The organism is Enterococcus sp. AZ095a, from assembly GCF_050546735.1.
GTDB lineage: Bacteria > Bacillota > Bacilli > Lactobacillales > Enterococcaceae > Enterococcus_D > Enterococcus_D entomosocium.
This window is the reverse complement of sequence record NZ_CP172953.1, coordinates 1,367,264-1,392,221: the sequence shown is the minus strand read 5'-3', so window position 1 is coordinate 1,392,221 and position 24,958 is coordinate 1,367,264. Positions and strand designations below refer to the sequence as shown.

General features: G+C 42.2%; 23 protein-coding genes. 8 read left to right on the top strand and 15 right to left on the bottom strand.

Features of this window, described 5'->3' with window-relative positions:
- Window positions 1-8: 8 nt before the first annotated feature.
- Both IGJ26_RS06450 and IGJ26_RS06445 read left to right on the top strand, forming a co-directional pair.
- Window positions 9-257, top strand: coding sequence for a hypothetical protein (locus tag IGJ26_RS06450; protein WP_005236692.1), 249 nt, complete (start codon window positions 9-11; stop codon window positions 255-257).
- A gap of 461 nt (window positions 258-718) precedes the next feature.
- On the top strand, window positions 719-1,690 hold the full coding sequence (locus IGJ26_RS06445) for a diacylglycerol/lipid kinase family protein (protein ID WP_008379780.1): 972 nt from the start codon (window positions 719-721) through the stop codon (window positions 1,688-1,690).
- Window positions 1,691-1,742: 52 nt separating this feature from the next.
- On the opposite strand, the gene IGJ26_RS06440 is transcribed toward IGJ26_RS06445, so the two are convergent.
- Genes IGJ26_RS06440 through IGJ26_RS06430 form a run of 3 tightly spaced genes read right to left on the bottom strand, consistent with a single transcriptional unit; the run spans window position 1,743 to window position 4,993 of the window.
- Window positions 1,743-2,915, bottom strand: a complete 1,173-nt coding sequence (locus IGJ26_RS06440) for an ABC transporter permease (RefSeq protein WP_016613262.1) — start codon at window positions 2,913-2,915, stop codon at window positions 1,743-1,745.
- Window positions 2,902-4,047, bottom strand: coding sequence for an ABC transporter permease (locus tag IGJ26_RS06435; protein WP_194199460.1), 1,146 nt, complete (start codon window positions 4,045-4,047; stop codon window positions 2,902-2,904). The genes IGJ26_RS06440 and IGJ26_RS06435 overlap by 14 nt, the downstream gene beginning before the upstream one ends.
- A gap of 13 nt (window positions 4,048-4,060) precedes the next feature.
- Window positions 4,061-4,993: an ABC transporter ATP-binding protein gene (locus IGJ26_RS06430; RefSeq protein WP_194199459.1), complete on the bottom strand. Its 933-nt coding sequence runs from the start codon at window positions 4,991-4,993 to the stop codon at window positions 4,061-4,063.
- Between the two features lie 86 nt (window positions 4,994-5,079).
- On the opposite strand from IGJ26_RS06430, the gene IGJ26_RS06425 reads away from it, so the two are divergent.
- Together IGJ26_RS06425 and IGJ26_RS06420 are read left to right on the top strand one after the other, a co-directional pair.
- Window positions 5,080-6,189: a sensor histidine kinase gene (locus tag IGJ26_RS06425; RefSeq protein WP_429976598.1), complete on the top strand. Its 1,110-nt coding sequence runs from the start codon at window positions 5,080-5,082 to the stop codon at window positions 6,187-6,189.
- Window positions 6,186-6,809, top strand: coding sequence for a response regulator transcription factor (locus tag IGJ26_RS06420; protein WP_194199457.1), 624 nt, complete (start codon window positions 6,186-6,188; stop codon window positions 6,807-6,809). Before IGJ26_RS06425 ends, IGJ26_RS06420 begins: the two co-directional genes overlap by 4 nt.
- Before the next feature lie 99 nt (window positions 6,810-6,908).
- On the opposite strand, the gene IGJ26_RS06415 is transcribed toward IGJ26_RS06420, so the two are convergent.
- The 5 genes from IGJ26_RS06415 to IGJ26_RS06395 all read right to left on the bottom strand — a co-directional run bounded on the left by IGJ26_RS06415 (window position 6,909) and on the right by IGJ26_RS06395 (window position 12,284).
- On the bottom strand, window positions 6,909-7,136 hold the full coding sequence (locus IGJ26_RS06415) for a hypothetical protein (protein WP_005236708.1): 228 nt from the start codon (window positions 7,134-7,136) through the stop codon (window positions 6,909-6,911).
- 96 nt (window positions 7,137-7,232) lie between these two features.
- The gene (gene recD2, locus IGJ26_RS06410) at window positions 7,233-9,893 is read right to left on the bottom strand and encodes an SF1B family DNA helicase RecD2 (RefSeq protein WP_086372734.1); all 2,661 of its coding nucleotides are present in this window, start codon (window positions 9,891-9,893) and stop codon (window positions 7,233-7,235) included.
- A 20-nt stretch (window positions 9,894-9,913) separates the two neighbouring features.
- Window positions 9,914-10,567, bottom strand: coding sequence for a histidine phosphatase family protein (locus IGJ26_RS06405; protein WP_016621323.1), 654 nt, complete (start codon window positions 10,565-10,567; stop codon window positions 9,914-9,916).
- A gap of 17 nt (window positions 10,568-10,584) precedes the next feature.
- The gene (gene trmL, locus IGJ26_RS06400; protein ID WP_086299581.1) at window positions 10,585-11,088 is read right to left on the bottom strand and encodes a tRNA (uridine(34)/cytosine(34)/5-carboxymethylaminomethyluridine(34)-2'-O)-methyltransferase TrmL; all 504 of its coding nucleotides are present in this window, start codon (window positions 11,086-11,088) and stop codon (window positions 10,585-10,587) included.
- Window positions 11,089-11,441: 353 nt separating this feature from the next.
- Window positions 11,442-12,284, bottom strand: coding sequence for a methyltransferase domain-containing protein (locus IGJ26_RS06395; RefSeq protein WP_086299582.1), 843 nt, complete (start codon window positions 12,282-12,284; stop codon window positions 11,442-11,444).
- Between the two features lie 102 nt (window positions 12,285-12,386).
- Here IGJ26_RS06395 and IGJ26_RS06390 point away from each other — a divergent pair, with 102 nt between their 5' ends.
- Complete coding sequence (locus IGJ26_RS06390; protein WP_016613255.1) at window positions 12,387-13,028, top strand: copper homeostasis protein CutC; 642 nt, start codon at window positions 12,387-12,389, stop codon at window positions 13,026-13,028.
- 75 nt (window positions 13,029-13,103) lie between these two features.
- Here IGJ26_RS06390 and IGJ26_RS06385 read toward each other — a convergent pair whose 3' ends face one another.
- The gene (locus tag IGJ26_RS06385; protein WP_005236718.1) at window positions 13,104-14,885 is read right to left on the bottom strand and encodes an ABC transporter ATP-binding protein; all 1,782 of its coding nucleotides are present in this window, start codon (window positions 14,883-14,885) and stop codon (window positions 13,104-13,106) included.
- Complete coding sequence (locus IGJ26_RS06380) at window positions 14,872-16,623, bottom strand: ABC transporter ATP-binding protein (protein ID WP_016613253.1); 1,752 nt, start codon at window positions 16,621-16,623, stop codon at window positions 14,872-14,874. The genes IGJ26_RS06385 and IGJ26_RS06380 overlap by 14 nt, the downstream gene beginning before the upstream one ends.
- Window positions 16,624-16,767: 144 nt before the next feature.
- On the opposite strand from IGJ26_RS06380, the gene IGJ26_RS06375 reads away from it, so the two are divergent.
- Window positions 16,768-17,604, top strand: a complete 837-nt coding sequence (locus tag IGJ26_RS06375; RefSeq protein WP_005236722.1) for an AraC family transcriptional regulator — start codon at window positions 16,768-16,770, stop codon at window positions 17,602-17,604.
- A gap of 59 nt (window positions 17,605-17,663) precedes the next feature.
- Here the strand turns inward: IGJ26_RS06375 and mgtE are convergent, their stop codons facing one another.
- The 4 genes from mgtE to IGJ26_RS06355 are packed head-to-tail and all read right to left on the bottom strand — an operon-like array spanning window position 17,664 to window position 21,421.
- Window positions 17,664-19,028 (bottom strand): magnesium transporter, encoded by a 1,365-nt coding sequence (mgtE, locus tag IGJ26_RS06370; RefSeq protein WP_005229714.1) that lies wholly within the window; start codon window positions 19,026-19,028, stop codon window positions 17,664-17,666.
- 17 nt (window positions 19,029-19,045) lie between these two features.
- Entirely contained in the window at window positions 19,046-19,945 is a 900-nt protein-coding gene (locus IGJ26_RS06365) for an RluA family pseudouridine synthase (RefSeq protein WP_034872214.1), read from the bottom strand.
- 4 nt (window positions 19,946-19,949) lie between these two features.
- Entirely contained in the window at window positions 19,950-20,747 is a 798-nt protein-coding gene (locus IGJ26_RS06360) for an NAD kinase (protein WP_301280263.1), read from the bottom strand.
- A 5-nt stretch (window positions 20,748-20,752) separates the two neighbouring features.
- The gene (locus IGJ26_RS06355; RefSeq protein ID WP_005236729.1) at window positions 20,753-21,421 is read right to left on the bottom strand and encodes a GTP pyrophosphokinase; all 669 of its coding nucleotides are present in this window, start codon (window positions 21,419-21,421) and stop codon (window positions 20,753-20,755) included.
- A 196-nt stretch (window positions 21,422-21,617) separates the two neighbouring features.
- Here IGJ26_RS06355 and IGJ26_RS06350 point away from each other — a divergent pair, with 196 nt between their 5' ends.
- Together IGJ26_RS06350 and IGJ26_RS06345 are read left to right on the top strand one after the other, a co-directional pair.
- Window positions 21,618-22,196 carry a CYTH domain-containing protein gene (locus tag IGJ26_RS06350; protein WP_008379748.1) on the top strand — a complete coding sequence of 193 codons (579 nt, stop codon included), beginning with the start codon at window positions 21,618-21,620 and terminating at the stop codon, window positions 22,194-22,196.
- A gap of 105 nt (window positions 22,197-22,301) precedes the next feature.
- Window positions 22,302-22,958, top strand: a complete 657-nt coding sequence (locus IGJ26_RS06345; protein ID WP_008379746.1) for a DsbA family protein — start codon at window positions 22,302-22,304, stop codon at window positions 22,956-22,958.
- A 137-nt stretch (window positions 22,959-23,095) separates the two neighbouring features.
- On the opposite strand, the gene pepF is transcribed toward IGJ26_RS06345, so the two are convergent.
- Window positions 23,096-24,913 (bottom strand): oligoendopeptidase F, encoded by a 1,818-nt coding sequence (gene pepF / locus IGJ26_RS06340; protein ID WP_086372733.1) that lies wholly within the window; start codon window positions 24,911-24,913, stop codon window positions 23,096-23,098.
- Window positions 24,914-24,958: the final 45 nt, after the last annotated feature.

The following is a 24,958-nucleotide window of genomic DNA, read 5'->3' as shown; positions in this document are numbered from 1 at the left end:
GCTCTCCTATGAAAAAAGTACTAATTAAGCTAGTACGGATTTTATGTGTGATCACAATAATCCTTAACATACTAGGCACCTCTGCTTTATTTTATCTTGCCCATACTCAAAATTTACTGGGATTTATGTTTCAAACATGGCAAAATAATCCGTTTAATTTTAGTAATTACGATGTGCTGATAATCAATAATGCGATTATATTTTTAGTGGTTCCAATTTTGATTTTAATTTTTGTGAAAAATCCAAAAAAAGAATGACTGCTACTTTCTAAAAGACATAAAAGCAAAATCGAATGAAAACTCGGTTTTGCTTTTCCTTTATCTTTTATTTAAACTATTTAAATTTATCTAAAAGACAACAACCAAATCATGTAAGCGATTGCTAAAAGAGAAAAATGTGCTATACTATAAGTGTAAGGAGCAAGGATTCCCAGTAAAGCAGACGAAGCAGGTTCTGCAAGAAAAGAATTGTTGTCAACTTAGAATAAAAGACAAAGGATGTGGGAATTTGAGTTACTCCTTACTAATTGAATAGGATTCGGCGATGGGCATCATTACCTGAGGATCAAAGTGGACATAAGAACCTTTGAAAACCCAGAAATCACAATCGTCGAATCTATTTTTTTGCTCTTTTTTCAGGCATCGTCTCCCCGCCTTCTGTCGAAACATGCTATAATTAACCGCATTGAACGAAAAAACGATATGGAGCTATTCATAAAATGAACTATTATTATCACTTCCTCGTAAACCCTGCTTCAGGTAGTGGACGAGGAAAAAAAGCGGCGGAACGTGTGCAAAGAATCGTAAAAAAACATCGTTTCCCCCATCAAATCTACCTAACCAAATCACCCGGCGACGAACGGAACATCACCAGAAAACTCTTAAAAGAACGCCTTTTGCCTTGGGATGATGTCTATTTAGAAAATGGCGAGATGCTTTATCCATTATTGGTGGTTATCGGCGGTGATGGAACGCTTCACCAAGTAGTATCAGAGTTACAACTGGAACAACAACAAATTCCCGTTGCTTACATCCCCGCTGGCTCGGGAAACGATTTTGCGCGAAGTATCGATCTGCCACGAGAGCCGGAAAAAGCGTTTTGGAAAATTGCCGGTACTACTAAGCCCCAAGAATTGGCCATTATCCGCTATGAAGAGCAGATCCAAGAGGAAAACGGCATCGCTCTTAATAATGTGGGTATTGGTCTTGATGCGGCAATCGTCTATACCACCAATCACTCTGTGGCAAAAAGCAGTCTTAATAAGTTCAACCTCGGCTCCTTTTCCTATATCGCTGCAATTATCCGCGTTTTGTTTCTTCAAAGAGGTTTTCCGATCTTAGTCGAGTGTAATGGGCAACAATTCAGTTATAAAAAAGCTTTTTTGTGCACCACGACCAATCATCCTTACTTTGGCGGCGGTGTTGCAATCGCCCCAACCGCTTCAGTCAGAGAGAAAAAGTTTGATTTCGTGCTCGTTGAGCGTGTGTCGATTTTCAAGATTTTCTGGCTGATCGGTTTACTGATGCGTAAGAAACACATGAATTCACGCTACTTTCATCATCTCTCCACGTCGAAGCTGAGAATTATCTCTACCGTGCCCCAACATGGACAAGAAGATGGCGAAGAAATGGGCCAACGTCCCTTTGATATTACCTTTACTACTGCCAATCAATTATTTTGGTGCCCATAAAGAAAACGATACAAATCAGCAACGATTTGTATCGTTTTTTTCTGTGTACCTGTTAGTTTTTCGCTGAGTTGTACTGCCAACGAGGACTTCCTTCTTTTCCCAAAACAAAATGAATCATTGAAAATACTGCTGCAAATGCAACCAAGACAAAGCCATTGAACCAAAACGATTCAGTAAACCCTTGATTGTACGTGAGGGTCTCGCTAATCAAGGTATTGTTTTGAACAAACCAATACGTTGGTGTAAACGCCGCGATTTTATTGACGATATCTGGCAGGAAATTAGCTGATACAAAGACACCACCGATAAAACAGCTGCCGGTTATAAAGATATTGCTGATCCCGCCGATTGCTTCTGAATTTTTCACCAGGGAAGTGACACACGCCGAGAAGCTGATGACTGGTAATAAAAACAAGAACGTGTTCAAAATGTGGTACCAAGCTGCTGTATCCCAAGACGTGCGGATCACTAATAACACCATCAGTAATAAAAAGCCGAAAGTTAAGAGCAGCGAATAACTGATCAAGCTTAACAGGATTTTCCGCTGTAAGACACGTTTAGCAAGAGGGGCGCTCTGGTTTCGCTTGCTGATTGCTTTGCGATTAAAGGCCATATTGATCACGCCAAACCCGCTAAATATTGATAGAAAGAGACCATATGACAATAAGTTAAAGGTCATGCCTGTTAACATTTTTTTCATTCGTTGACTATATTCTGTACTGAGTTCAACTTGCCCAGTGACGGCTAGCGCTGTTTGTGCTTGTTCTATCGCCTCACTAACTGTTTTACCTTCTTCTTTAAAAAGCAAAAGCGTCTGTAAGTACGTGTTCACTTGCTGGGTGACAATGGTTTTAGAGAAAGCATCTGGCCGGCTTTGAATCTCGATTGCTGGCATCTGGCCGGCCTCCACCTGTTCCGTGAAATCTACTGGTAAATGCAAGACGATGTTTATGCGATTAAAATAAAGGGCATCATCAATTTCTTTTTGTGAGGTACCCTCCAAAGTGACCAAGGTCTGCTTCTCCTTCAAGTAGTCCCGAAGACCGTCAACGACTGGCGACTCCTCTTCACTGATCAAAGCAATGTTGGCTTCTTGTAAAGAGGTGTTTTCGACGTCGATGCTTTGTGCATAAAAGAATGTAACTCCCACAGTGATCAGTACTCCAATTAGTAAGTTCGACTTATTGGCCTTCAGTAAAGTCCAAATCGTTTTATAAAGCGTCATAGCGCACCCCTCTTTCGATCCAAGCATTTCCAATTGCGAAAAGGACGATAAAGCCAGTCAACCATAAAAGATTGGTATAAAAGTTAGCCAGATCTGTATAGTAGTATAATTGATAGAGACTTTCACTGATCAAATTGACGAGATTTACTTGCCCCAGTATCGGCACATGTAGATCAAGCCAATACTTGATTTGTTCCGAGCCCATCATCCCGGCAAAAAAGCTCATCGCCATCGTCACGGAAATCAAAATGCCATCCTTTTGCACCAGATTCATTTTTGGCGTCAGATTTCCAATCAATGTTCCTAGCAAAATCGCACACAATGATCCCAACGCGGCAACCAGTAGTAGCCACTGCCATCGTTCACCAAAGTCTACTTGATAGACAAAACGAAAAACCGCTAAAATAATGTAGACTTCTACTAACACAATCGTAAAACTCGCCGCTAAATTCGCACTTGAAACCAATGTGCGTTTTCTTGGTATCAAGGAAAGCCGAATCCCATTCGCGGATTGATTGGCTTGCTGATCCTGAACATTGCGAACACCCCACATCGTCCCATAGAGGATCGCCATCCCAATCAAAGTAAAGAAATAAAAACTTTTAACACTCATGTCACGATCAGCATTCACTTCTTGAAAAGTCGCTTCCTGTTCAAACGCGGCCATAATTGGTGCAAGATCAAGCATTTCAAGTTCTGCTGCTTTACTAGAAATAATCGCTGTACGTTGTAAAAATTGATCCATTACATTTTTCATCAACGTCTGACTCATGCCCGCTTGCCCCACATGGAGTGAAATCGTTTCGTCAGCTATCAGATAAAACCCAGCTAAATCACCCGCATTCAGCTCTTCAACTGCCTCTGCTTCTGATAGTTCCTTAAGGTCAAATAATGGTTTTTCATTGATTTCCACTTGTTCAAGGACCGCGGAAAAATTTTCCGAAAGCGCTGATTGATCCCCGTTTTTTACGATTCCCGTCGTGATTGTCTCTAAATTTCCTGCTTGATCGATCTCCCCAAAGGCCGCCATAAACATTAGGCCTAAGAGAATGGGAAACGCCAACGTCCAAAACAGCATGGATTTATTTCGCAACAGCACTTTTGTGCGATATTTGTAAAAATGCCAAAACATGTTTTCCCCTCCTTTAGTCTCTCAATTCCTTGCCCGTGATCTCTAAAAAGACATCATTTAAGGTCGCTTCTTTGGTTGCAATTTTTCCATAACTGATTTTCTCTGCTTGTAAGAGCGTCAAAATGGGGAGCAAGACCGTATTGAGTTCCGTCGTTGTTACTTGGAGCTGTCCCTCTTTATAAACGATCCCGTCAGCAGTAATGGTGGTTTGAATTGTAGCCAATACATGGTCTGGCAGTAAGGGGATGTCGATGGTCAAACGATCTGCCGTGCGTACCATGTCTTTCAGAGATTCCTTGGTCCCTTTGGCAATCACCTGTCCCTGATCCATAATCACGATCTGGTCACAAAGAATTTCCACTTCTTCCATGTAATGGGTCGTATAAACGATCGTTGCTCCTTGGCGATTCAGCTCTTTGATGCTTTCCAAAATTTTATTACGACTTTGGGGATCGACAGCGACTGTTGGTTCATCTAAAAAAATCAAGCGTGGCTTATGAGCGATCCCACAGGCAATATTCAACCGTCGTTTCAAGCCACCACTCAGCTCACCTGGATGGAAAGTCACGAAATTTTCCAATCCCACTAATTGTATGACTTCTTCGATCAATGCTTGCCGTTTCTCTTTGTCAGCAACATATAAACCACAAAAATAATCGATATTTTCTTGTACACTTAGTTCTTCAAAGACGGCAACATCTTGAGGAACGACGCCGATCATTGCTTTAACGGCATAGTTTTCAGGGGTCATGGTTGATCCAAACAGTTTAATGGTGCCTTTGTCATAATTTAGCAAAGAGAGCATACAATTGATAGCAGTCGATTTCCCACTACCGTTTGGTCCCAATAATCCTAAAACTTCCCCTTCTTGTACTTGCAGATCAAAATGATTCAATGCCACAAAATCACCATAGCGTTTAACTAACCTATCAATTTCAATAATCATGATGAAAAACTCCTTCCAAATTTCTTGTTAATCTGACTATAATAAAGTTTAAGAAAAGAAACTAGTGACGATTGACCAAATCAACTATGACATTTGTCACAATGAAGGAGTCTGCCATGTCCAAATCTCGACTACTCAGCGAAGCTGGCTTTCTACTCGCTATCTCGTTGCTTCTATTGGTAAATCAAGGATTTGTTGCCGTACAAGTCATTTTTTTGCTGATCGCTATTTTCTTCACTGGTGTCAGTTATTTATTGCCTAGGAAAGCAAGCTGGTTTTTTCAAGTTATTCTATTGCTTCTATGTACTTTTTGGCCAGAGCTTGCCCTCTTTCTGCCTGCAATGATGCGGGTGATCGCTCCTGAAGAAAGAAAATATGACATTCTATCTTTATTAGGATTTTTATTGATCGCAACAGTTGGCAATCAATCCCCCTCCAAGATCGCCTTTGTCATCCTTTTGTTGCTTTTTGCTTTTTACTTACGTAAAAAAGAACAGCGAATGTCTGCTCTTGAGAAAAAGTACATCGCTTCAAAAGATACTCATTGGGAAAAACAGCAGCAATTATCGCAGCAAAACAAAGTATTAGCCTTATCACAAGAAACAAAATTGGCCTTACAAATTGCCGAAGAACGAAATCGAATCGCGCGAGATATCCATGACAATGTTGGCCATCTGCTGTCGAGTGCCATTTTGCAGATTGGCGCACTTGAAATGATCAATCAAGAACCAAAACTGAATGAGCCCTTAGCAAATTTGAGTGCTACGGTTCACACTGGGATGGATCGTATCCGCCAAAGCGTTCATGATCTCCATGAGACATCGATTACTTTCCAACAGTCCTTAGAGTTTCTGATTGCTGATTTTCCATCTTCAGTCACGATTGAAGGAACCTTATTTGAAGGATTGAACGAAGCCCAGCAAAATTGTTTCTTAATGGTGATCAAAGAAGCCTTGACCAACAGCATCAAACACAGTCATGCCAAAACCGTTGTCTTGCATTTTCGGACACTGCCTGCTTTTTTCCGCTTGCAAATCACCAATGATGGCGTCCGCGGATCTCAAATTGCTAAAACTGGAATCGGTCTGAAAACGATGCGTCAACGGGTCCAAGAACAACAAGGACAAGTTCATATCTTACAAGAAAACCAACGCTTTCAGTTGACGATCATTTTACCAAAGGAGGAACACCAATGATTACTGTAGTTATTATTGACGATGATCCGTTTGTGACGACCTCGTTGCAAACCATTTTAGAAAGCACACAAGAAATTCGTGTATTAGGCATCGGTCATTGTGCCAAAGACGCCATTGACCTCTATGAAACTCATCGTCCTGACGTTTTGCTGACGGACATCCGCATGCCGGAACAAACTGGGATCGATGCTGCCAAAGAAATACTGGCTAAATTTCCCCACGCGATCCTTTTGCTATTGACTACCTTCAAAGATGAAGAATACATTCGAGAAGCCTTTTCCATCGGTGTGAAAGGTTATTTGATCAAACAGAATTTACAGGCAATCATCCCTTCTGTCAAAGCCTCTTATAATGGCCAAGTTGTCTTTGGGAATGAAATCGTTGAGACCTTCACACAGCTAATGAAGAACGAACCATCAATTGACAATCAAGCTTCCTTTAGCGAACGTGAATTTGCGATCATCAAAGAAGTAGCAGCGGGTAAAAACAATAAAGAAATCGCCGATGCCTTGTATTTGAGTGATGGAACCGTTCGTAATTACATCAGCCAATTACTAGAAAAGCTGGGGTTACGGGATCGCACGCAATTAGCAATCTATTTTTATCAGCATTTACAGTGAGTCTCGTTAGACACAAAAAACCTGAAGAAATGCGCCTTTGCATTCTTCAGGTTTCTTTCTATTCGATTATTCAACAGTTGGTTTCTTCTTGGTAGAAAATCATGGATTTCCAGGACTGCCAGGATTCGTTGGGTTATTTGGTGTGTTAGGCGGGAAAATCGGCGCCTTATCTAACGTTTTTTCTAATCCTGATTCTTCCCGTTCGCCTCGTTCTGCATCAGGGCTTTCATCTAATTTAAATTCTTTTTCCATCTCATCCAATTTCTTAAAGTCGTTGCCAGATTCTTTTGCGAGTTTTGCTAATTTGTCTTCGGTTTCTTTCGCCATAATGTAACGCCTCCTTTTGATTTCAGCTTAGCATAAGAAGCTGAAAAACCAAAAGAGAGCGCTCACTAACAACCCATTTTTAGCATTTTCTCATCGTTATAATCCCTCGTTTTTTACGGGCATAAAGTCGTACGGAGAACAGTCCTTCATCCCAATCATTGGATCTACTAAATGCTTTTTGACCATCGTTAAGGTCAGCACACCATCGTTTTGCGTTTCTTCGATGAGTGCTTCTTCCCCCGTAGTCCCTTCACTTAGGACCTTATCCCCTGACAGAGGCTTGGCCGTTTCTGTCTGATTTGATGCCGACGGCTCAGGTTCGGCAAAAGCAAACAAGTCCAACCCACTATCTGGTGACTTTTCTGTCGCTTGCTGGTTAGCAGCAGCTTCAGTGCTGGGATTTTCCTTTGGCTTCGAAGCTACCATTTTTGCCTTCGTGTTCTCAGAGGAATCATTATAAAACGGATCATCGGCTTCCTCAAACTGAGCCAATTTCGCTCGTTGCAGCGGCGTCATTTCTTCCGTGCCATTGATACGTTCTTTTAATGTCGTTAAGCGAGTGGCAGATTCGTGACTGACACAGGTTTGGTAGGCTTGCGGTTCACCAAGTAAAATCAGCATCTCTTTGCTGCGAGTCACAGCGGTATATAGCAAATTGCGCTGCAGCATACGTTGGTATTGATGAACCATCGGCAAAATAACCATTTGAAATTCACTACCTTGGGATTTATGGATCGAACAACAGTAGGATAATGTGATCTTGTTCCATTCATTACGCTTATAGGTCACTTCATTGGCATCAAATTGAATGACCAGTTCGTCAACCTTGTCTTCCGACTGTTTGGCTAGAGTGATCCCAACGATTTGGCCCATATCGCCATTAAACACGTTATCTTCAGGAGAGTTTACCAACTGCAAGACCTTATCGCCGATACGATACACCGTATCATTGAAGGTGACCTCTTTTTTGGTTCCATCGTTGGGGTTAAAAATCTCTTGCATCATTTTATTCAGAGCATCGATCCCAGCTGCCCCACGATACATCGGCGCCAACACTTGAATATCTTGCGGCGTATAACCTTTGTCTTTCGCCCGTTTCACGATCTGAGCGATCAACGGTTCGATCTTGTACGCATCACACGCAAAGAAAGAACGATCTTTTTGGTTTTGTGTAAAATCAGCAGGCAGCTGCCCGTTTTTGATGGCGTGGGCCAGTGGAATAATACTTGATCCATCTCCTTGACGATAGATTTCCGTCAATTCTTGTTTCGGAATCGCATCGATCGCTAGCAAATCATGAAGGACTTGTCCTGGTCCCACAGAAGGAAGCTGATCTTTATCCCCCACAAAAATCACTTGCATGTTTGTAGGGATCGACTTAAAGAGCGTATTCGCCAACCACGTATCGACCATTGACATCTCATCGACGATCAGTAAACCGCCTTCTAACTCTTTGGGACTAATCGATGGTGCTTTTTCACGGCCATTCAATCCTAACAAACGATGGATCGTACCACTTGGCAAACCAGTCGTTTCGTTCATCCGTTTGGCGGCTCGACCAGTCGGTGCTGCCAAGAGAATCGGAAAGGTTTCGTCGCTGTATTTTGATGGTTCTAAGTCCAAATCGTTCAACTCAGCAAATAATTGTACGATCCCATTGATCACTGTTGTTTTCCCAGTACCTGGGCCACCTGTCAAAATAAACAATGGCGATCGGATTGCTTCTTTGATCGCTTCTTCTTGCGAGGAACCATAGGTGATGCCTAAGTGCTTTTCTATTTTACGTAACGTTTTACTGATTTTTTTCTCAGGATAGACGATTTCTTTTTTGCGGGAAAGCAAGCGTTCGATGGAACTGGCAATTCCCCATTCAGAAAAGTACAAACTATTTTCATATAAACGGGTTTCTTCTTGTTGGATCTTTCCTTCTTCCACTAGATGAATGATCGTTGATGCCAAATCGTCAGGCGCAATCTCAATGGGGCGGCTCGTTTCTAATAGGCGCAGTGTCTGCTCTAACAAATCTTGGGCGTGGATAAAGGTATTGCCCGTCTGCAAGGACTGGGCGAAGATTTGATGCAAGACCGCCGCTCGAAACCGTTGCGGTGACGAAGCTTCGATACCCAGCTGTTCAGCGATGCCATCTGCGCGTTTAAAGCCAATGCCTTCAATGTCTTCCACCAGCTGATATGGATTCTCCTCAATAATGGATAGCGCCTCATTTTTGTAGGCTTGATAGATAGCAAAAGATAGCTGGCTACCAAAGCCATAGCGACTCAAGCCAACGATTACTTGATCCATCCCATGGTTTTGCCGAACGGTATCTAAAATCATTTTTTGCTTACTTTCATTTAACCCTGGAATCTGCTCCAACAATGCCGGTTCTTCCAGCATCCGGTCGATCGCTTCTTCTCCTAAAAGATCAACGATTTTTTCAGCGGTCTTCTTGCCGATCCCAGGAAATTTTTCTCCAGAAAGGTAGGCGATCAACCCTTGTTCAGAGGTCGGTTGTTCTTGTTGGTAGCTTTCGGCCTTCAACTGGACGCCATACTTGGGATGATTGACCAGCTCACCAAAAAACCGATACTTTTCCTCTTCTTGGATTTCGCCGAAACTACCAGTAACGACGATCTCCGAGTCTTTGTAGTCGGCATTATTCTCAGTGACTTTAACTAATAGTACTTTATAAAAATTGCTGGGATTCTGGAAAAAGATGGCGGCAACATGGCCGACAAAAAACGTTCTTTCTGGAATCATGGTGCCGCTCCTTTCATGGTTTACAATAAAGCGTCTAATCCTGCCTGATTGCTTAAAAAGCTTGCTTCATTCCAAACTTTTAGTTCAAAAGGCAATACTTTTTGTTCATTCGTCTCTAATAAGCTAACGCTGTTATTGACTAATCCACCTTGCTCTCTTAATTCGGCTAATGGTTTGCCTGCAAGCCACTGGATAGCAGCCGTAAAGGATGCCCCATGACCGACGAACAATAATGGGCCTTCATGCTGCATCACCGCATCCATGACGACGGTCTCGATCCGGCTCAATGTTTCTTGGATCGGCTCTCCCTTAAAGGCACTGGGATCGTAGCGATCAAGATGATTACGCAGATCAGTCAATTGTTGAGGATACTTCTCATGCATTTCATCGATAGAACGTCCTTCTAATTCACCAAGTCCGATCTCACGCAGGTTCTCATTATAAATAATTTCAACAGGGTGATGGAGCCTTGTTTGGATCTCTTGGGCAGTTACTTTTGCTCGTAAAGACGTGCTTGAATAAATCTTCTCAAAAGGAATAGCAGCCAGATGATCACCGAGCAGTTTGATCTCTTCATGACTTTCCGGCAATAACGGTGAATCCCCTAGCATCCCTTGAAAGCGGCGCGCTTGGTTCCACTCTGTTTTTCCGTGACGGGTAAAGTATAATTGCATCGAACAAGCCTCGTTTCTTAATCTAGTTTGTCGTTCTCATAATGGTGTGTCAATTCCAGATGTGGGAAGCCTTGCTGCCGCAAAACTTCATAAATGATCAAAGCAGCCGTATTTGATAGATTTAGGGAACGAACATGCTCATCATTCATCGGAATGCGTAGGCATTTTTCGGCATGCTCACGCATAAAGCTTTCCGGAAGCCCCGTCGTTTCTTTCCCAAAAATAAAGAACTGATCATCATCTGCGGTGTAATCGACGTCAGAATACACGCGATTGGCAAATTTCGAGATCAGGTACAACGGACGCTCTCCTAAAAAGTCCATAAAAGTAGCCAAATCTTTGTGATAGGTGATATTGACATCATGCCAATAATCAAGTCCTGCCCGCTTCAATTGCTTGTCATCCGTTGAAAAGCCTAGTGGCTCTATTAAGTGTAAATGAGTATTTGTTGCTGCACAAGTACGTGCAATGTTCCCCGTATTGGCCGGGATCTGAGGTTCAAAAAGAACGATGTGATTCATAGATAAAAACTCCTTTCGATCGGATATTGCCGATCGGTTCTCGCATTGATTTGTGTTTTTACACCTTACGTTTTCCATTTCATTCTCAATAGCTTCTTCAATAACTTCTATAGTACCATATTTTGGCACACTTGTTTTTCTAGAAACAACATTTTTTGTGTGCTTTTTTGGGCATAAAAAAAACGTACCAACTCGGTGTCGATCACTGCGAGTCGTTACGTTAGTGAAGCTCTTTTCACTAACTTTTATCAGAACAGGAACCTGATAAAAACCAATGAAAAATGACTTGAGAACAATATATCACTCCCATGGCATGATTGCAAGAGTAAATAACAAAAAAGTTCAAAATATTTTCAGGAAATTTTCGCAATCAACACCTCAACATCAACAGTTATCTGTGCCAAAGGGGTTTGACGCAGCTTTTCTTTCCTTTCCTCCGAAGCCCCCCACTCTAACGGCGACATGGCAAGTAAATCTTGCCGATATTCTTCAGGAATCGCAAAAACATGCGTTACTCTTTGACGGGATGCGGTGGGATAGTGTTCAAAAAATTTGCTAACGACCCGTTCATTCGAATACTGCTGTTTTGTTTCGTCATCAGGATAAAAAGCGGCTCGTAGTTCTTTTAAATAATCCGCTGCTGGGACGACTTTGATCAACTGGCCACCCTTTTTTAGAATGCGGTTGAACTCCCCGTAATTTGACGGTGAAAACAGATTGAAAATCGTATCAAAGCTCGCTTCAGCAAACGGTAACTTAGTCAGATCCGCCACACACCAAAAAGCGGGTACGTTTTGATTGGTAGCTAGATAGACCCCGTCTTTGGCTATATCAAAACCGACAGCCGCTTGGGTCTTTTCATTGACCATCTGTGCAAGGAAACTGCCTTCACCGCAACCGACATCTAAAAGATACTCAGCATCCCCCAAAGCTGCTTTGATGGTCTCAAGGACTGGTGCATACATGCCGCTAGCGATCATACGTTGACGCGGCAAAAACAGTGCTTGATCATAATCTGCTTTAACTTGATGATCCAAAAAGAAAAGTGTGCCTTTCTTTGATAAGTCAAATCGATGACGATTTGGACAAACTAAGCCATTTTCGGTCGGGAAAAATGCTTGGCGGCACAACGGACATTCAAATAAGTGATAATGGGCGTTTAAAAAAAGGCGCCCGCGATCGATTTTTTTTAACATTCAACTTCCCTCATCTCTGCTCTACTTTAGCATATTCTTGTGGTAGAATGCTAGTGGATAGAATAACAAATCAATTGAACACCCATCTATTGGAGGTAAATCATGTTAAAAGAATTTTGTGCAGAAAATTATACCAATATTCCCTTAGCAATCGCCCGAGGTGCCCAACGCATCGAACTCTGTGATAATTTAGCAGTCGGCGGAACAACACCAAGTACCGGCGTGCAAGAAGAAGTCCTGCAATATGCTGGCGAAAAAGGAATACCCGTTATGACGATCATTCGACCTCGAGGCGGTGATTTTGTTTACAATGATACAGAATTGAAAATCATGCATACCGACTTGATCGAAGCAAAAAAATTAGGAACAGACGGCGTTGTTCTAGGTTGCTTAACACCTAGCGGTTGGTTGGACGAAGAAGCATTGGAGCTATTGTTAGAAACTGCAGAAGGCTTGCAGGTTACTTTTCACATGGCATTCGACGCGATTCCTGCAGCGCGTCAATTCAAGGCGATCGATTGGTTAGCTGAGCATGGCGTACAGCGGATTTTGACCCATGGTGGTACTGCAGGCACCCCTATCGAAGCAAATTTCGATCGTCTGAAAGAATTGATCGCCTATGCTGGTGAGCGTTTAACGATCTTACCTGGCGGTGGCATTTCCTATGAAAATGCCCAACAAGTTGCTGATATACTAGGTGTAAAAGAAGTTCATGGAACCAGAATCGTTGACCTTAACGATTGAGATTGAGGGACACAAAAGAATCACGCAAAGAAACCCCCACAAACGATGGTAACGCATCATTTGTGGGGATTCTTTTTATATGGCTTGCAGTAAGTCGTATTGTGATTGATACAAATGGTGGTACAAGCCTTTTTGTGCCATTAGCTGATCATGGTTACCAGATTCAGCGATCGTTCCCCCCGCCACGTAAAAGATTCGATCAGAATTTTTGATCGTGGACAGCCGGTGAGCAATGATAAAGGAGGTTCTGCCTTCTAGCAGCTTCAACAATCCTTCTTGCAGCAATTCTTCTGTCTTCGTATCGATACTTGAGGTCGCTTCATCTAAGATCAAAATTTTTGGATCAGCCAACAACGCTCGGGCAAAGGAAATCAGTTGCCGTTGCCCTGCAGATAAAGTGCTTCCTCGTTCTTCGACGACGGTTTGATAGCCGTCTTTCAACTCCGTGATAAAGTCGTGAGCACGGACGATTTTCGCTGCTTCGATGATCTCTTCTTCTGTTGCATCTAATTTTCCATAGCGAATATTCTCTATGATCGTTCCTGAGAAAATAAAAGTATCTTGCAGCATGACCCCCATTTGTGAACGCAGCGATTCCAGCGTCACGTCACGAACGTCCATCCCATCTACTTTAACACTGCCTTCATTGACATCATAAAAGCGGCTCAGCAAATTGATGATCGTGGTCTTCCCTGCACCAGTAGGGCCAACCAAGGCAATGCTTTCCCCGGGTTCGATGTGGAAATTGACATCAGAAAGAATGTTTTTGCCTTCTTCGTATCGGAAGGTCACGTGTTCAAAATCAACGGTCCCTTTCATCGTCGGCAATACTTTTGCATCTGGTTTGTCTTCGATATCTGGGACTTCATCCATCGTTTCAAAAATCCGTTCAAGATAGGCTGTTGCTGTAATCAAAGAATTATAAAAATTCCCGATATTGATGACTGGATTCCAGAAATTATTGATATAACTGATAAAAGCGATCAGAGTACCTGTGCTGACAGCGACACCAATTTGGCGAATGCCGACAAAATAAATCAAACAAGTCGTAATGACTGAAATGTTTTGCACCCCAGGCCACATGAGAAACTGAATTTTGACAGCTTTCATCCAGGAAGTCCGATAATCATTGCTGACTTCTTGGAAAATCTCTGCATTTTCTTCTTCCCGTGCGAAGGATTGGGTAATCTTGATGCCGGCAATACTTTCATGAATGTAAGCATTTAAATTGGACTGTTTATTACTCAACTCCTGATAGGCTTTGCGCTGGTTATTTTTGATTACCATCACCATGATGAACAAAATTGGCAGCAACGCAAGGGAATATAGGGTCAATTTGAAGTCGATCGCAAACATAAAGATCAAGGTGATGATGACGTTGAAAACATCGGAAATCAAATTGATCAGGCCATTACTCAACAGGTCACTCAGTGTATTGATGTAGTTTACGATGCGGATCAAGATCTTGCCATGGGGCCTTGTATCAAAATAAGAAAACGGCAGCCGCTGCAGATGTTCAAAAATATCAAAGCGCATATCCTTCAAAACATCTTGCCCAATATTCGTGATATGGTAAATACGATAACGCATGCAGACGCCAATAACGATCAAGGTCACTAAAAAGGCAGCTCCTAAAAGCAGCAATTGATTGACATTTTTCTCAGGAATCGATGAGTCGATAGCGATCTTCGTGAAAACGGGCGCCAGCATTCCTGCTAAGTTTGCTAGGATGATCGTAAATAGTACTTTTCCAATACTTTTTTTATACGGTACGACGTATTGGGACAAACGCTTGAAATCCTTCCAGCTAAATTCCTGGTCTAATTCCTCATCCACATCAAATTTATTTCTCGCCATCGTCTTCACCTCCTGACAAACCTAATTGTTTTTGATACACTTCATAGTATTTACCTCGCAGTTTGACAAGTTCTTCGTGGGTGCCTTGTTCAACGACCCGCCCTTTTTCCATCATCAAGATCTGATCGGCTTCTCGAACGGAGGAGATGCGATGCGCAATGATGAACGTCGTTTTCTCTCCTGTTAATTTTGTCAGCTCTTGTTGGATCTTCGATTCTGTCTCCATATCGACGGCAGACGTCGTGTCATCCAAAATCAAGATCGATGGATCTTTGGCTAAGGCCCTCGCAAGAGAGATCCGTTGTTTTTGTCCGCCAGAAAGTCCGACGCCTCGTTCACCGACAATCGTCTCGTAGCCTTGAGGCATTCGAGAAATAAAGGTATCTGCATCGGCGACTACGGCCATTTGCCGAATAAAGCCTTCATCTGCTAAAGGATTTCCAAAAGCAATATTGTCAGAGATGGTATTAGAAAACAAGAAGACATCTTGCATCACCATTGAAATGTTTTCCCGCATTTGGCGCACAGGATACTCTTTGGCATTTTTTCCATCAATCAATACTTCCCCTTCAGTCGGGTCATAAAAACGTCCGACTAAATTCACTAAGGTCGTTTTTCCTGAGCCGGTTTCGCCTAAAATCCCTAACGTTTGTCCCGGCCCGATGGTGAAGTTGATGTTTTCCAACACATTTTGATCCGGGTCATCTGAAAAGTGGAACGAGACATCTTTGAATTCCACAAACCCATTGATCGGTTCTAATTTTTCTTGTTTGTGAACCGGTATTTTCGATTCTTGTGCTAGCATTTGTCGAATTTTGATACAAGCTGCAGAAAATCGCTGAACATCGTTGATCAACCAACCGCTCATACGCATAGGGTTATTCAACATCCATAGATAGCCATTAAATGCAACGAGATCACCTAATGTCATCTCCCCATTGATTACGAAAATTCCGCCTAAGACTAAGGCAATGACTGACAAACTTCCTGCTAAGCCATCAAGCCATGGCAGATAAGTGCGGGAAACTTTGGCAGATGCCATGTTGCGGGTCTTAAAATCTTCGTTGTACGAGCGAAATTTTTCGATCTCAAAATTTTCACGAGCAAAAGCTTTCACCACCCGATTGCCGCCAATATTTTCTTCTACCATTGAGTTCAAGCGCGAAAAGCTCTCACGAATATCAAAAAACAGTGGGTGTGCTTTTTTAGACATGCGATTCGTCAACAGAAAAATGATCGGTGTGACAGCCACCAATGTCAACATCAATTTCCAATCAATAAAGCTCATGACCACCACCGCAGAAAAGAACCACAAGATACATTCAGCGATATTATAGGTCACCCAAGAAACAAAGTGGCGTATGGCATCAGTATCCCCGGTCATTCGTGCCATAATATCTCCAACCCGTGTGTGATTAAAAAAGTCGAAATCCAATTCCTGCAGTTTCTGATACAAGTCTTCCCGTAAATCGTATAGCGTATTTTGTCCGACCCGTTCAAATAAAATTTGATAACTATAGCGGACAATGGTGCGAATGACGGTCGTTGCGATCATGATCAACAGTAATGGAATCAATAAGTGCGTTTTTTGCTGATTGATGACATCATCGATCACCATTCCTCCCAAGTACGGATTAACAATGATCAGCGCTGCATTGATCACTAAAAACAGGATCGCCAATATGATTTTTCCGCGGTTCTTTTTGGCATAGCGCCAGATCCATTGTGTATTACTCATCTAATTCCCCCTCTCGTTGTTAAGCTTAGCGTTTTGAAAAGCGATTTGAATGGTTTTTCTTACTCATTTTGATGTAAAATATTAGTAAGAAGCACCATTCCCTTTTTTTATCGGAGATGGGCACCCAATTGGAGTGAATCAGCCATGAATTTAGTTAACCCTCGAACCTTCAATCCCGAAATCATCTATCTCTTTGACCCATGGACGCAAGCAGAAAGTCATGGAGAAATGCACCATCATGACTTTTTAGAAATCAGCGTCTTGTTAGAAGGAGAAAGTACGTATTATTTTGAAAAAGAACCAGCGAAGAAAATTCGTGCTGGCAGTGTCATGCTTTTTAATCCTGGTGTCGACCACTGCGAGTTACAGCCTAAAGGCACTCGCTCCCACCAGTTGCATATTGGACTGAAGAATATTTCCTTGGAAGGATTCAAGCGAAATTTTTTCCCCAACAAGCACCCATTGTTAGAATTAGGCAAATACCATCATCAAGTTTTGGAAAAAGCGTGGCAGTTGGTGCGAGAAAGCAGTGAAGAGCGGGATGAGTTTCAGTTGATGCAAAAAGCTGTCTTGATGGAGATGCTCGTCTATATTTTACGCGGACTAAATGAAGACCACATCAATGTCGTTCCTTACCTTTCCAAAAGCCAAAGAAGACAACAACAAATCGTCAACTATACCGTCTATTATTTGGAAAATCATTATAAAGAAGAAATCACCTTGGAAAAACTGGCACAAGATCAATTTCTCAGCCCGACGTACCTTTCCAAGATTTTTAAAGAAGCGACAGGGGTCAGCCCCATTAACTATTTGATAGAAATCCGCCTAAAACGCGCCAAAGACATGCTAAAAAATGACAACCTCACGATCAAGGAAGTCGCCTCTGCAGTTGGCTATCAAGATGCCTATCACTTTAGCAAGTCTTTTAAAAAACTTTATGGCGTCTCTCCTTCTGGGGTGTTGCCAAAACCAAAAAATTAAAAAGCAAGCCAATGATTCTTCACTCGAAGAAAAATCATCGGCTTGCTTTTATTTTTTATTCATTGAATAAAATAGTTCATAAAAAGACTGGCAATATTGAAATAGATCAAAACACTGGTCAAATCACTGAGGGTCGTAATAAACGGACCGCTCGCCACTGCCGGATCAAACCCAAGCTTATCCATTAGCATCGGAATCAAACTTCCCGCTAAGTTGGCTACTGTGATGGCACACATCATAGCCATCCCGATCACAAACCCTAGAATCGGATTTTGTTTCCAGACAGCCACAATAGCAAAAATCGTCAATCCGGTAATAGCTCCTGTGAAAAGTCCTGTAAGCACCTCACCGACCACTGTTTTCATAAAGCTATTTTCTTTATCATCATTGATCGCCAAGCGGCGTACGGCTACCGCTAAAGATTGGGTACCGGCATTGCCGGCAGTTCCGGTGATCAGTGAGATAAAGACGGCGAGAATACTTGCTTCACTAACTAACTCTTCATAATGGCTGATTAAACTGGCGGTTGCCATTCCGAGAAAGAGTAAGGTGATGAGCCAAGGTAACCTTCTCGAAGAAGCTTTGATCGGGTTTTCACTGACTTCTTCTACATTGACCCCTGCCAAACCCGAGTAATCACTGGCTGCTTCATCATCGATAACGTCGATGATATCATCGACGGTCACGATCCCTAATAGGTGATCGTCATAATCGGTGACTGGCAATGCGAGAAAGTCATAATCCCGGAAGGTCTGAGCGACATCCTCTTGGTCATCTCCAACATGAACCGACATCACCCGCTCGTTCAAAATATCAGCAATCATGGTATCTTCATCATTGATGATCAAGTCTCTTAAAGAAATAACGCCCACAAGTTTGTTGTCGGTATCCACGACGTAAATATAATAAATCGTCTCAGCAACATCTGCGGCATTTTTTAAGACATACATCGCTGAACGAACCGTTTGGTTGGCAACAATGGAAACAAACTCGGTTGTCATCAATGATCCAGCTGTTTCATCTTCATAATGCAATAGTTCTTTGATCTCGCTAGCGGCTTCAGCAGTCATCAGACTCAAATATTTGGCCGTTTGTTTCTTGTCCAATGTATTCAGTAGATCGACAGCATTATCGGTATACATCTCTGCTAACATCGTTGCAGCATATGCCGGCCGCATTTCTGAAAGATAGTCCACCATGTTTTCATCGTCTTCTTCAATGACGTCAAACATGTCTGCCAATTCTTTCGGCGATAGATACGTATAGACGATTTGTCGATCGTCTGCTTCTAGAGATTGGTAGAATTGACCCTGCTCGTAGATATGCAGATCCAAGAATGCCTCACGAAATCCCTGGATATCATTGTCTTTTAGTGCTTGATTCAGTTGATCAAATCGTTCGGTTAATTCTTGATTTTCATCCAATCTCTTCACCTCATTTGTTATTGCTTATCGATAGCTGAACAAACAGCGGCCATGTCTGCAGGTAAAGGCAGTTCAAAAGCCAACGGTTCATTCGTAAAGGGATGCTGGAATTGCAGCTGACAGCAATGAAGTGCCTGTCGTCTGATCCCAAAAGCCATTGGTCCCCCATACATCTCGTCTCCTAGTAAGGGACAACCGATTGCAGAAAAATGGACCCTTATTTGATGTGTCCGGCCTGTGTGTAGTTGAATGTCGACTAATGCGCAATCTGAATTGCGCTGTTTTAGCCAATACTCCGTACGTGCCTCTTTTCCTTCTTCACTGACCTTGCGTTTCAAAAGCGAGGTCAGGTCCCTAGCGATAGGCAAATCGATCTCGCTATGGGCGGATAATGCGGAAAGATCTCCCGCAACGAGGGCTTGATATTTTTTAACAACTTGCTTCTTCCGTAACTGGCTATCCAGCTTCGCATGGGCAAAGCCGTGTTTTGCAAAAAGCATCAATCCTGATGTGTCACGGTCTAAGCGAGTCACTACATGGATCACTTGATCTTCATAGTGTTGCGCTTGATAGTAGGCCTTGACTCGATTGGCCATCGTGCCAGTCGGATGATATTGCGCAGGAATCGATGAGATGCCAGCCGGCTTATTCACGATTAACAGATGGGCATCTTCATACACAATCTCAATAGGTGTCGGATCAGCCAGCATCGTTTCATGTTCCCCTTCAGGAGGAATTACAATAGTTACCCTATCATTTTGCGCCAAAGAAAACAAGACGTTTTGCTCGTGGTCGTTCACAAATATCTTTCCGCCTTGAAATTTTATTTTCGCTAGCAGACCTTTGGATACTCCTTGTTCCTTCAAAAAATATTTGACTTGCTGCCCTTGTCCGGTATATTGATACGTAAATTCCATGAGTTTATTCTTCTCCAATAAAGGAATCTTTGACACGATTCCAAAAATGCATATGCCGATAAGACGCAAAATGAATCCGTTCATCGGCAATCCGGTAATAGATTGCGTCGATTTCTTCTTGCTCGATGGTAAATTGATCAATCGTCACTAAATAGTCGGTACTTTGTTGCAGTTGCACTTTGACCCACTCGTGATGACCCACGACGATCGGTGATCCAAGTGTCCGAAAGACGCGATTGTTCAAAGAAGCAATCTCTGCTAATTGAAACGCATTGATACTTGGGTGCAATACTGCCCCACCAACACTTTTGTTATAGGCAGTTGAGCCGGTTGGCGTTGAGATCGAGAGGCCATCCCCGCGAAACTTTTCAAAGAGGTCTTCTTTAATAGAAATATCGGCAACCATGGTGCGATTGCCGCGTTTGATCGTTGATTCGTTCAATGCCAGGAAATGCTTGTCTGGTTTGCCATTTGCATAAGTGATTCGGACATCCAATAAAGGATAACTGACACTCTTTTGATGGTCATTGCATAAAGACTCTACCAATTCATCCAATTCATAGTCACGCCAATCTGTATAAAAGCCGAGGTGTCCCGTATGGACCCCTAAAAATTGTACTTGGTCTAACTTATGGTTGAACAAGTGAAAAGCAGAAAGAAGCGTACCATCTCCACCAACAGAGATCACTAATTCAGGGTTCTCTTGATCGATCTTGTTTTCAGACTGCTCCAGGAGGACAGTTAAACGCTTCGTCACTTCTACTGACTTGCTTTCTTGATTATGGACGATTGCCACGCGGATGCCTTTCATTCTGATTCCTCCTTCGGCAACTTGGGCGTGTCATGTCCGCCGCGTTTGCCTTTCCCATGAGAAAACAACCGCTGTGCCTCTTGGATCTCTTCACGAATATTAGACATCTCTTCATCTAGCTGGTAGGCTGCTTCTGCCGAACGTCGTAGTCGCTCGCTAATTTCATCGGGAAATTCCCCTTGGTATTTGTAGTTCAATGAATGTTCAATCGTTGCCCAAAAGTTCATCGCCAGTGTACGAATTTGTACCTCTGCTAAGATAATTTTTTCTCCATCGATCAATTGAACTGGATACTCGATCACCAGATGATACGAGCGGTAACCACTGACTTTTTTATTGGTAATATAGTCACGTTCAATAATGACTTTCATGTCTTTACGTGTCCGCAACAGTTCAACGACTTGGTGAATGTCTTCCACAAACTGACACATGATTCGCAAACCGGCGATGTCAGACATTTCTTCTTCAAGACGATCCAGTGCGATTCCTCGTAATTTGCTTTTTGTTAAAATGCTATCTACTGGCTTGACACGCCCCGTGACAAATTCAATGGGAACATGTTTGTTTTGTTCCCGATATTGTTTTCTTATGCCTCTTAATTTTACTTTTAATTCTGAAACCGCCTGTTCATAAGGCGCTAAGAATTCTTCCCAATCTCGAATCATTCTTCTCCCTCGATTCTGTTCATAACATACCTCTTATTCTACCATACTCTTGGAATAAAACTGAATGGACAGAAGTGCAGAAACAAAAGATTTTTTTGTCTGCCCCAATCGTTTCCGCTTTTCTTTGTTTAGTTTCTTTGACGGAATAGCTGAAACAGCGTACACTATGTTTGCAATAGAAAGAGAGTGAAAATCAATGGTCGAACAAGTAGAGATTGAATATAAAACAATGTTGACGGAAAAAGAATACCACCAGTTGCTTGCTTATTACAAATTGTCAGAAAAAGCCTTCAAGACGCAAACCAATTATTACTTTGATACGCAAGACTTTAAACTGCGAGAAAAGCATTTTGGCTTACGCATTCGCACGACTCCTACCAATGCAGAATTAACGCTAAAGACCCCCATTGAACACGGTCTGTTAGAAACGACTGATCCTTTGACAATCGAAACCGCAGCGTCATTGATCGCGTCAGAAAAAATTTTAAAAACAGGTGTGGTTGCTCAACGCTTAAAAGCAGCGAATATCGAACCTGATTCATTACACATGATCGCAGCATTAAAAACGAAACGGGCGGAATTTCCGATCAATGAAGGATTACTTGCTTTGGATGAAAGCTGGTATGGTCAACAGCATGATTATGAGTTAGAGCTAGAAGTCAGTGAGCCAATTCAAGGAAAATTTGCCTTTCAATCGTTATTGCATTCTTTTGGTGTTCCTTACCGACCAGCAAAAAACAAGATCATTCGAGCCGTTGAAGAAAAATCATTGTAGGATGCCCTTTTGCTTACTTTTTTCGCGTTTTTTTGCTATATTTAATAAAACATACTTATTTTGTTTTTCAAGTTACTCAAGAATCTTAATTGGGGAGAGATTCAAATGATCGAACTTTTTTTATTTATTAATCCGATTGGGCCTATTTGTTATGATATCGAAAAAGAGATTCTCAACAAATTAAACACGAGCCGCAAAAAAATCCATTTGCAGATCCTGCCTTTCGTTAACTTGTTTTCCGTAGGTGTTTCAATGGACTATTTGTCCATGAATAAGGCGGATTTGGTCTTGCGAAATGAACAGACCAACCAAATCTATGCTGCGTCATTGGATTATAAAGCAGCCCAGTTGCAAGGAAAAAAAATTGCTCGGGATTTCTTATTGAAATTGCAACAACGGATAGGGATCGAAAAACAGGAATATTGTGACACCTTAGTGAAAGATCTATTTTCAGAAACGAATGGTGATTTAGAGATGTTCCTAGAAGATCGTACATCTGAGTTAGTGAAAAAGAACTTTGCCACCGATCAGAGGGTAGCGAAAGACATGGGCATCACGATCACACCTTCTGCTGTGGTGTATGATTTTTCAAGTGAAGAAGAATATGGGGTCCTTTTAGAAGGATCAGAGGAACTGAGAAGTCTTCCTCTCGTCTGTGGTACAGCAACAGAACTCGATACATTTATGCAAAAAGCTCAGTCTTTGAAAGCACCAAAACTTTCCACTATTCATGAAATTGATCGAGGGTTGATTCTTTTATGAAACCCTATTCAATAGCGACGCTGCGCAGCGAGCCAAACGATGATCTTGTGTTTGGCTCGCTGCGCAGCGTTTTTCATTGCGGGAGGAACAAAAAAAAACAAACCAATCCTTTTCGGACTGGTTTGTACTCTTTTCAATTATGCTTCGATTTCTTTTACGAGTTCTTCCAATTCATTCAAGCGTTGCTCAAATACTTTCATTGCATCTTCAATATAATCTGCTTTCGTCATATCTACGCCTGCTTTTTTCATGACTTCGATTGGATAATCACTACGTCCGGCTTTCAAATAGTTCAAATAGTTAGTTAAGGCATCCGGTTCGCCAGCTAAGATTTTCTTCGCCAAAGCAGAAGCTGCCGAAAAACCAGTTGAATATTGGTAAACATAGTAATTGTAATAGAAATGCGGAATGCGTGACCACTCAAGACGAATCTCCGGATCTTTTTCAACTGATGGTCCGTAGTATTTTGCATTTAACTCGGCATAGTTCTCGCTTAAGAATTCACTGGTCAACGGCGTTCCTTTCGCATCTTCCACGTGCATGAAGTGTTCAAACTCGGCAAATTGCGTTTGACGGAAAATCGTTCCTTTGAATCCATCAAGAAAATGATTCAAGACATAGGCTTTGACCCGCGGATCAGTCTCAGTCCGAAGCATGTATTCCGTTAAAATATTTTCATTCGTGGTTGAAGCGATTTCTGCTAAGAAGATCGAGTAATCCCCATAGGCATAAGGCTGGTTATTCCGTGTGAAGTAACTATGCACACTGTGTCCCATTTCATGAACGAGGGTAAAGAGTTGATCCAATCGATCATTCCAGTTCATTAAGATATAAGGCAGTGTGTCATAAGCACCTGAAGAATAGGCACCACTGCGTTTGCCTTTGTTTTCAACGACATCGATCCACCGATTGCTGAAGGCTTCTTCAACTACAGCTAGATACTCTTCCCCTAATGGTTTTAGCGCTTCTTTCGCTTTTTCGACTGCTTCTTCATAGGTATAGCGAATCGGTGCTTCCCCTAAAATCGGCGTGTACACATCATACATATGAAGCGTGTCGACAGCCAACAGGCGTTTTCTTAATGCCATATATCGGTGTAATAATGGCAAATGCTGATTAACGACGTCCACTAAGGTATCATAGACACTTTCAGGAATATGATTGGCACTCAAAGCGGCTTGGCGTGCCGAGTCGTATTTACGGGCTTTGGCTTTAAAGTTGTGGGCTTTGATATTCGTACTTAAGGTTTGGGCAAAGGTATTGCGGAATTGCTCATAAACGCCATAGAGACCTTTAAAGGCCGCTTCCCGAACAGACCGATCCGTGCTTTCCATCAACTCACCGTATACACCATGAGATAGCTGTACTTTTTCCCCGTTTTCGTCTTCAACTACTGGAAAATCCAAATCAGCATTGTTTAAAACAGAAAAAATGTTGCCGGATGCTCCAAAAATTTCGCCTGCTCCGGCCAATAGCGCTTCTTGATCGGCAGGCAAAACATGGGGCCGCTCGTTAATAGTTTTTTCGATCATATGACGATAAACAGCTAGTTTCGGTTCTTGATCGAAATAGCCCCAAATCGTTTCATCGGACATCGTCAATAATTCGGGATCAAACCAAGCAACGGCTTCACTTACTTGCGCAACTAAACTGCTGGCTTTCGCATATAAGCCTTGATAAGTCGTATTAGCGGTATCTTGATCATTTTTCAAATGACTGTAAACATACAGTTTCTCTAAACGGCGAGAAAGATCTAAGACAAATTCTAAAGCGGATAGGAAGGCTTGTGGCCCATCTGCTAAAGTGCCTTGGTAACTGCTAGCTTCTTTAAGCTGTGCTTGGATTTCTTGAAATTCTATGTCAAAAGCCGCATCATCGGCATAGATTTTCGTTAAGTCCCACGTTTTTTCGACTGGAATCGATTCACGTGCTGGTAATTGTTTTGTTTCTGACATTCCCTTCACTCCTTGTTCATTGGTTAAAAATATCTTATCACACTT

Excerpts from the sequence above, each read along its gene's own strand:
- IGJ26_RS06435 (WP_194199460.1), bottom strand. The coding sequence starts at position 4,047 with ATGTTTTGGCATTTTTACAAATATCGCACAAAAGTGCTGTTGCGAAAT.
- pepF (WP_086372733.1), bottom strand. The coding sequence starts at position 24,913 with ATGTCAGAAACAAAACAATTACCAGCACGTGAATCGATTCCAGTCGAA.
- IGJ26_RS06380 (WP_016613253.1), bottom strand. The coding sequence starts at position 16,623 with ATGAGTAATACACAATGGATCTGGCGCTATGCCAAAAAGAACCGCGGA.
- IGJ26_RS06430 (WP_194199459.1), bottom strand. The coding sequence starts at position 4,993 with ATGATTATTGAAATTGATAGGTTAGTTAAACGCTATGGTGATTTTGTG.
- IGJ26_RS06420 (WP_194199457.1), top strand. The coding sequence starts at position 6,186 with ATGATTACTGTAGTTATTATTGACGATGATCCGTTTGTGACGACCTCG.
- IGJ26_RS06375 (WP_005236722.1), top strand. The coding sequence starts at position 16,768 with ATGAATTTAGTTAACCCTCGAACCTTCAATCCCGAAATCATCTATCTC.
- IGJ26_RS06450 (WP_005236692.1), top strand. The coding sequence starts at position 9 with ATGAAAAAAGTACTAATTAAGCTAGTACGGATTTTATGTGTGATCACA.
- IGJ26_RS06415 (WP_005236708.1), bottom strand. The coding sequence starts at position 7,136 with ATGGCGAAAGAAACCGAAGACAAATTAGCAAAACTCGCAAAAGAATCT.
- IGJ26_RS06425 (WP_429976598.1), top strand. The coding sequence starts at position 5,080 with ATGACATTTGTCACAATGAAGGAGTCTGCCATGTCCAAATCTCGACTA.
- IGJ26_RS06355 (WP_005236729.1), bottom strand. The coding sequence starts at position 21,421 with ATGATTCGAGATTGGGAAGAATTCTTAGCGCCTTATGAACAGGCGGTT.
- IGJ26_RS06440 (WP_016613262.1), bottom strand. The coding sequence starts at position 2,915 with ATGACGCTTTATAAAACGATTTGGACTTTACTGAAGGCCAATAAGTCG.
- IGJ26_RS06390 (WP_016613255.1), top strand. The coding sequence starts at position 12,387 with ATGTTAAAAGAATTTTGTGCAGAAAATTATACCAATATTCCCTTAGCA.
- IGJ26_RS06395 (WP_086299582.1), bottom strand. The coding sequence starts at position 12,284 with ATGTTAAAAAAAATCGATCGCGGGCGCCTTTTTTTAAACGCCCATTAT.
- IGJ26_RS06385 (WP_005236718.1), bottom strand. The coding sequence starts at position 14,885 with ATGGCGAGAAATAAATTTGATGTGGATGAGGAATTAGACCAGGAATTT.
- trmL (WP_086299581.1), bottom strand. The coding sequence starts at position 11,088 with ATGAATCACATCGTTCTTTTTGAACCTCAGATCCCGGCCAATACGGGG.
- IGJ26_RS06445 (WP_008379780.1), top strand. The coding sequence starts at position 719 with ATGAACTATTATTATCACTTCCTCGTAAACCCTGCTTCAGGTAGTGGA.
- recD2 (WP_086372734.1), bottom strand. The coding sequence starts at position 9,893 with ATGATTCCAGAAAGAACGTTTTTTGTCGGCCATGTTGCCGCCATCTTT.
- IGJ26_RS06365 (WP_034872214.1), bottom strand. The coding sequence starts at position 19,945 with ATGGAATTTACGTATCAATATACCGGACAAGGGCAGCAAGTCAAATAT.
- IGJ26_RS06405 (WP_016621323.1), bottom strand. The coding sequence starts at position 10,567 with ATGCAATTATACTTTACCCGTCACGGAAAAACAGAGTGGAACCAAGCG.
- IGJ26_RS06345 (WP_008379746.1), top strand. The coding sequence starts at position 22,302 with ATGATCGAACTTTTTTTATTTATTAATCCGATTGGGCCTATTTGTTAT.
- IGJ26_RS06350 (WP_008379748.1), top strand. The coding sequence starts at position 21,618 with ATGGTCGAACAAGTAGAGATTGAATATAAAACAATGTTGACGGAAAAA.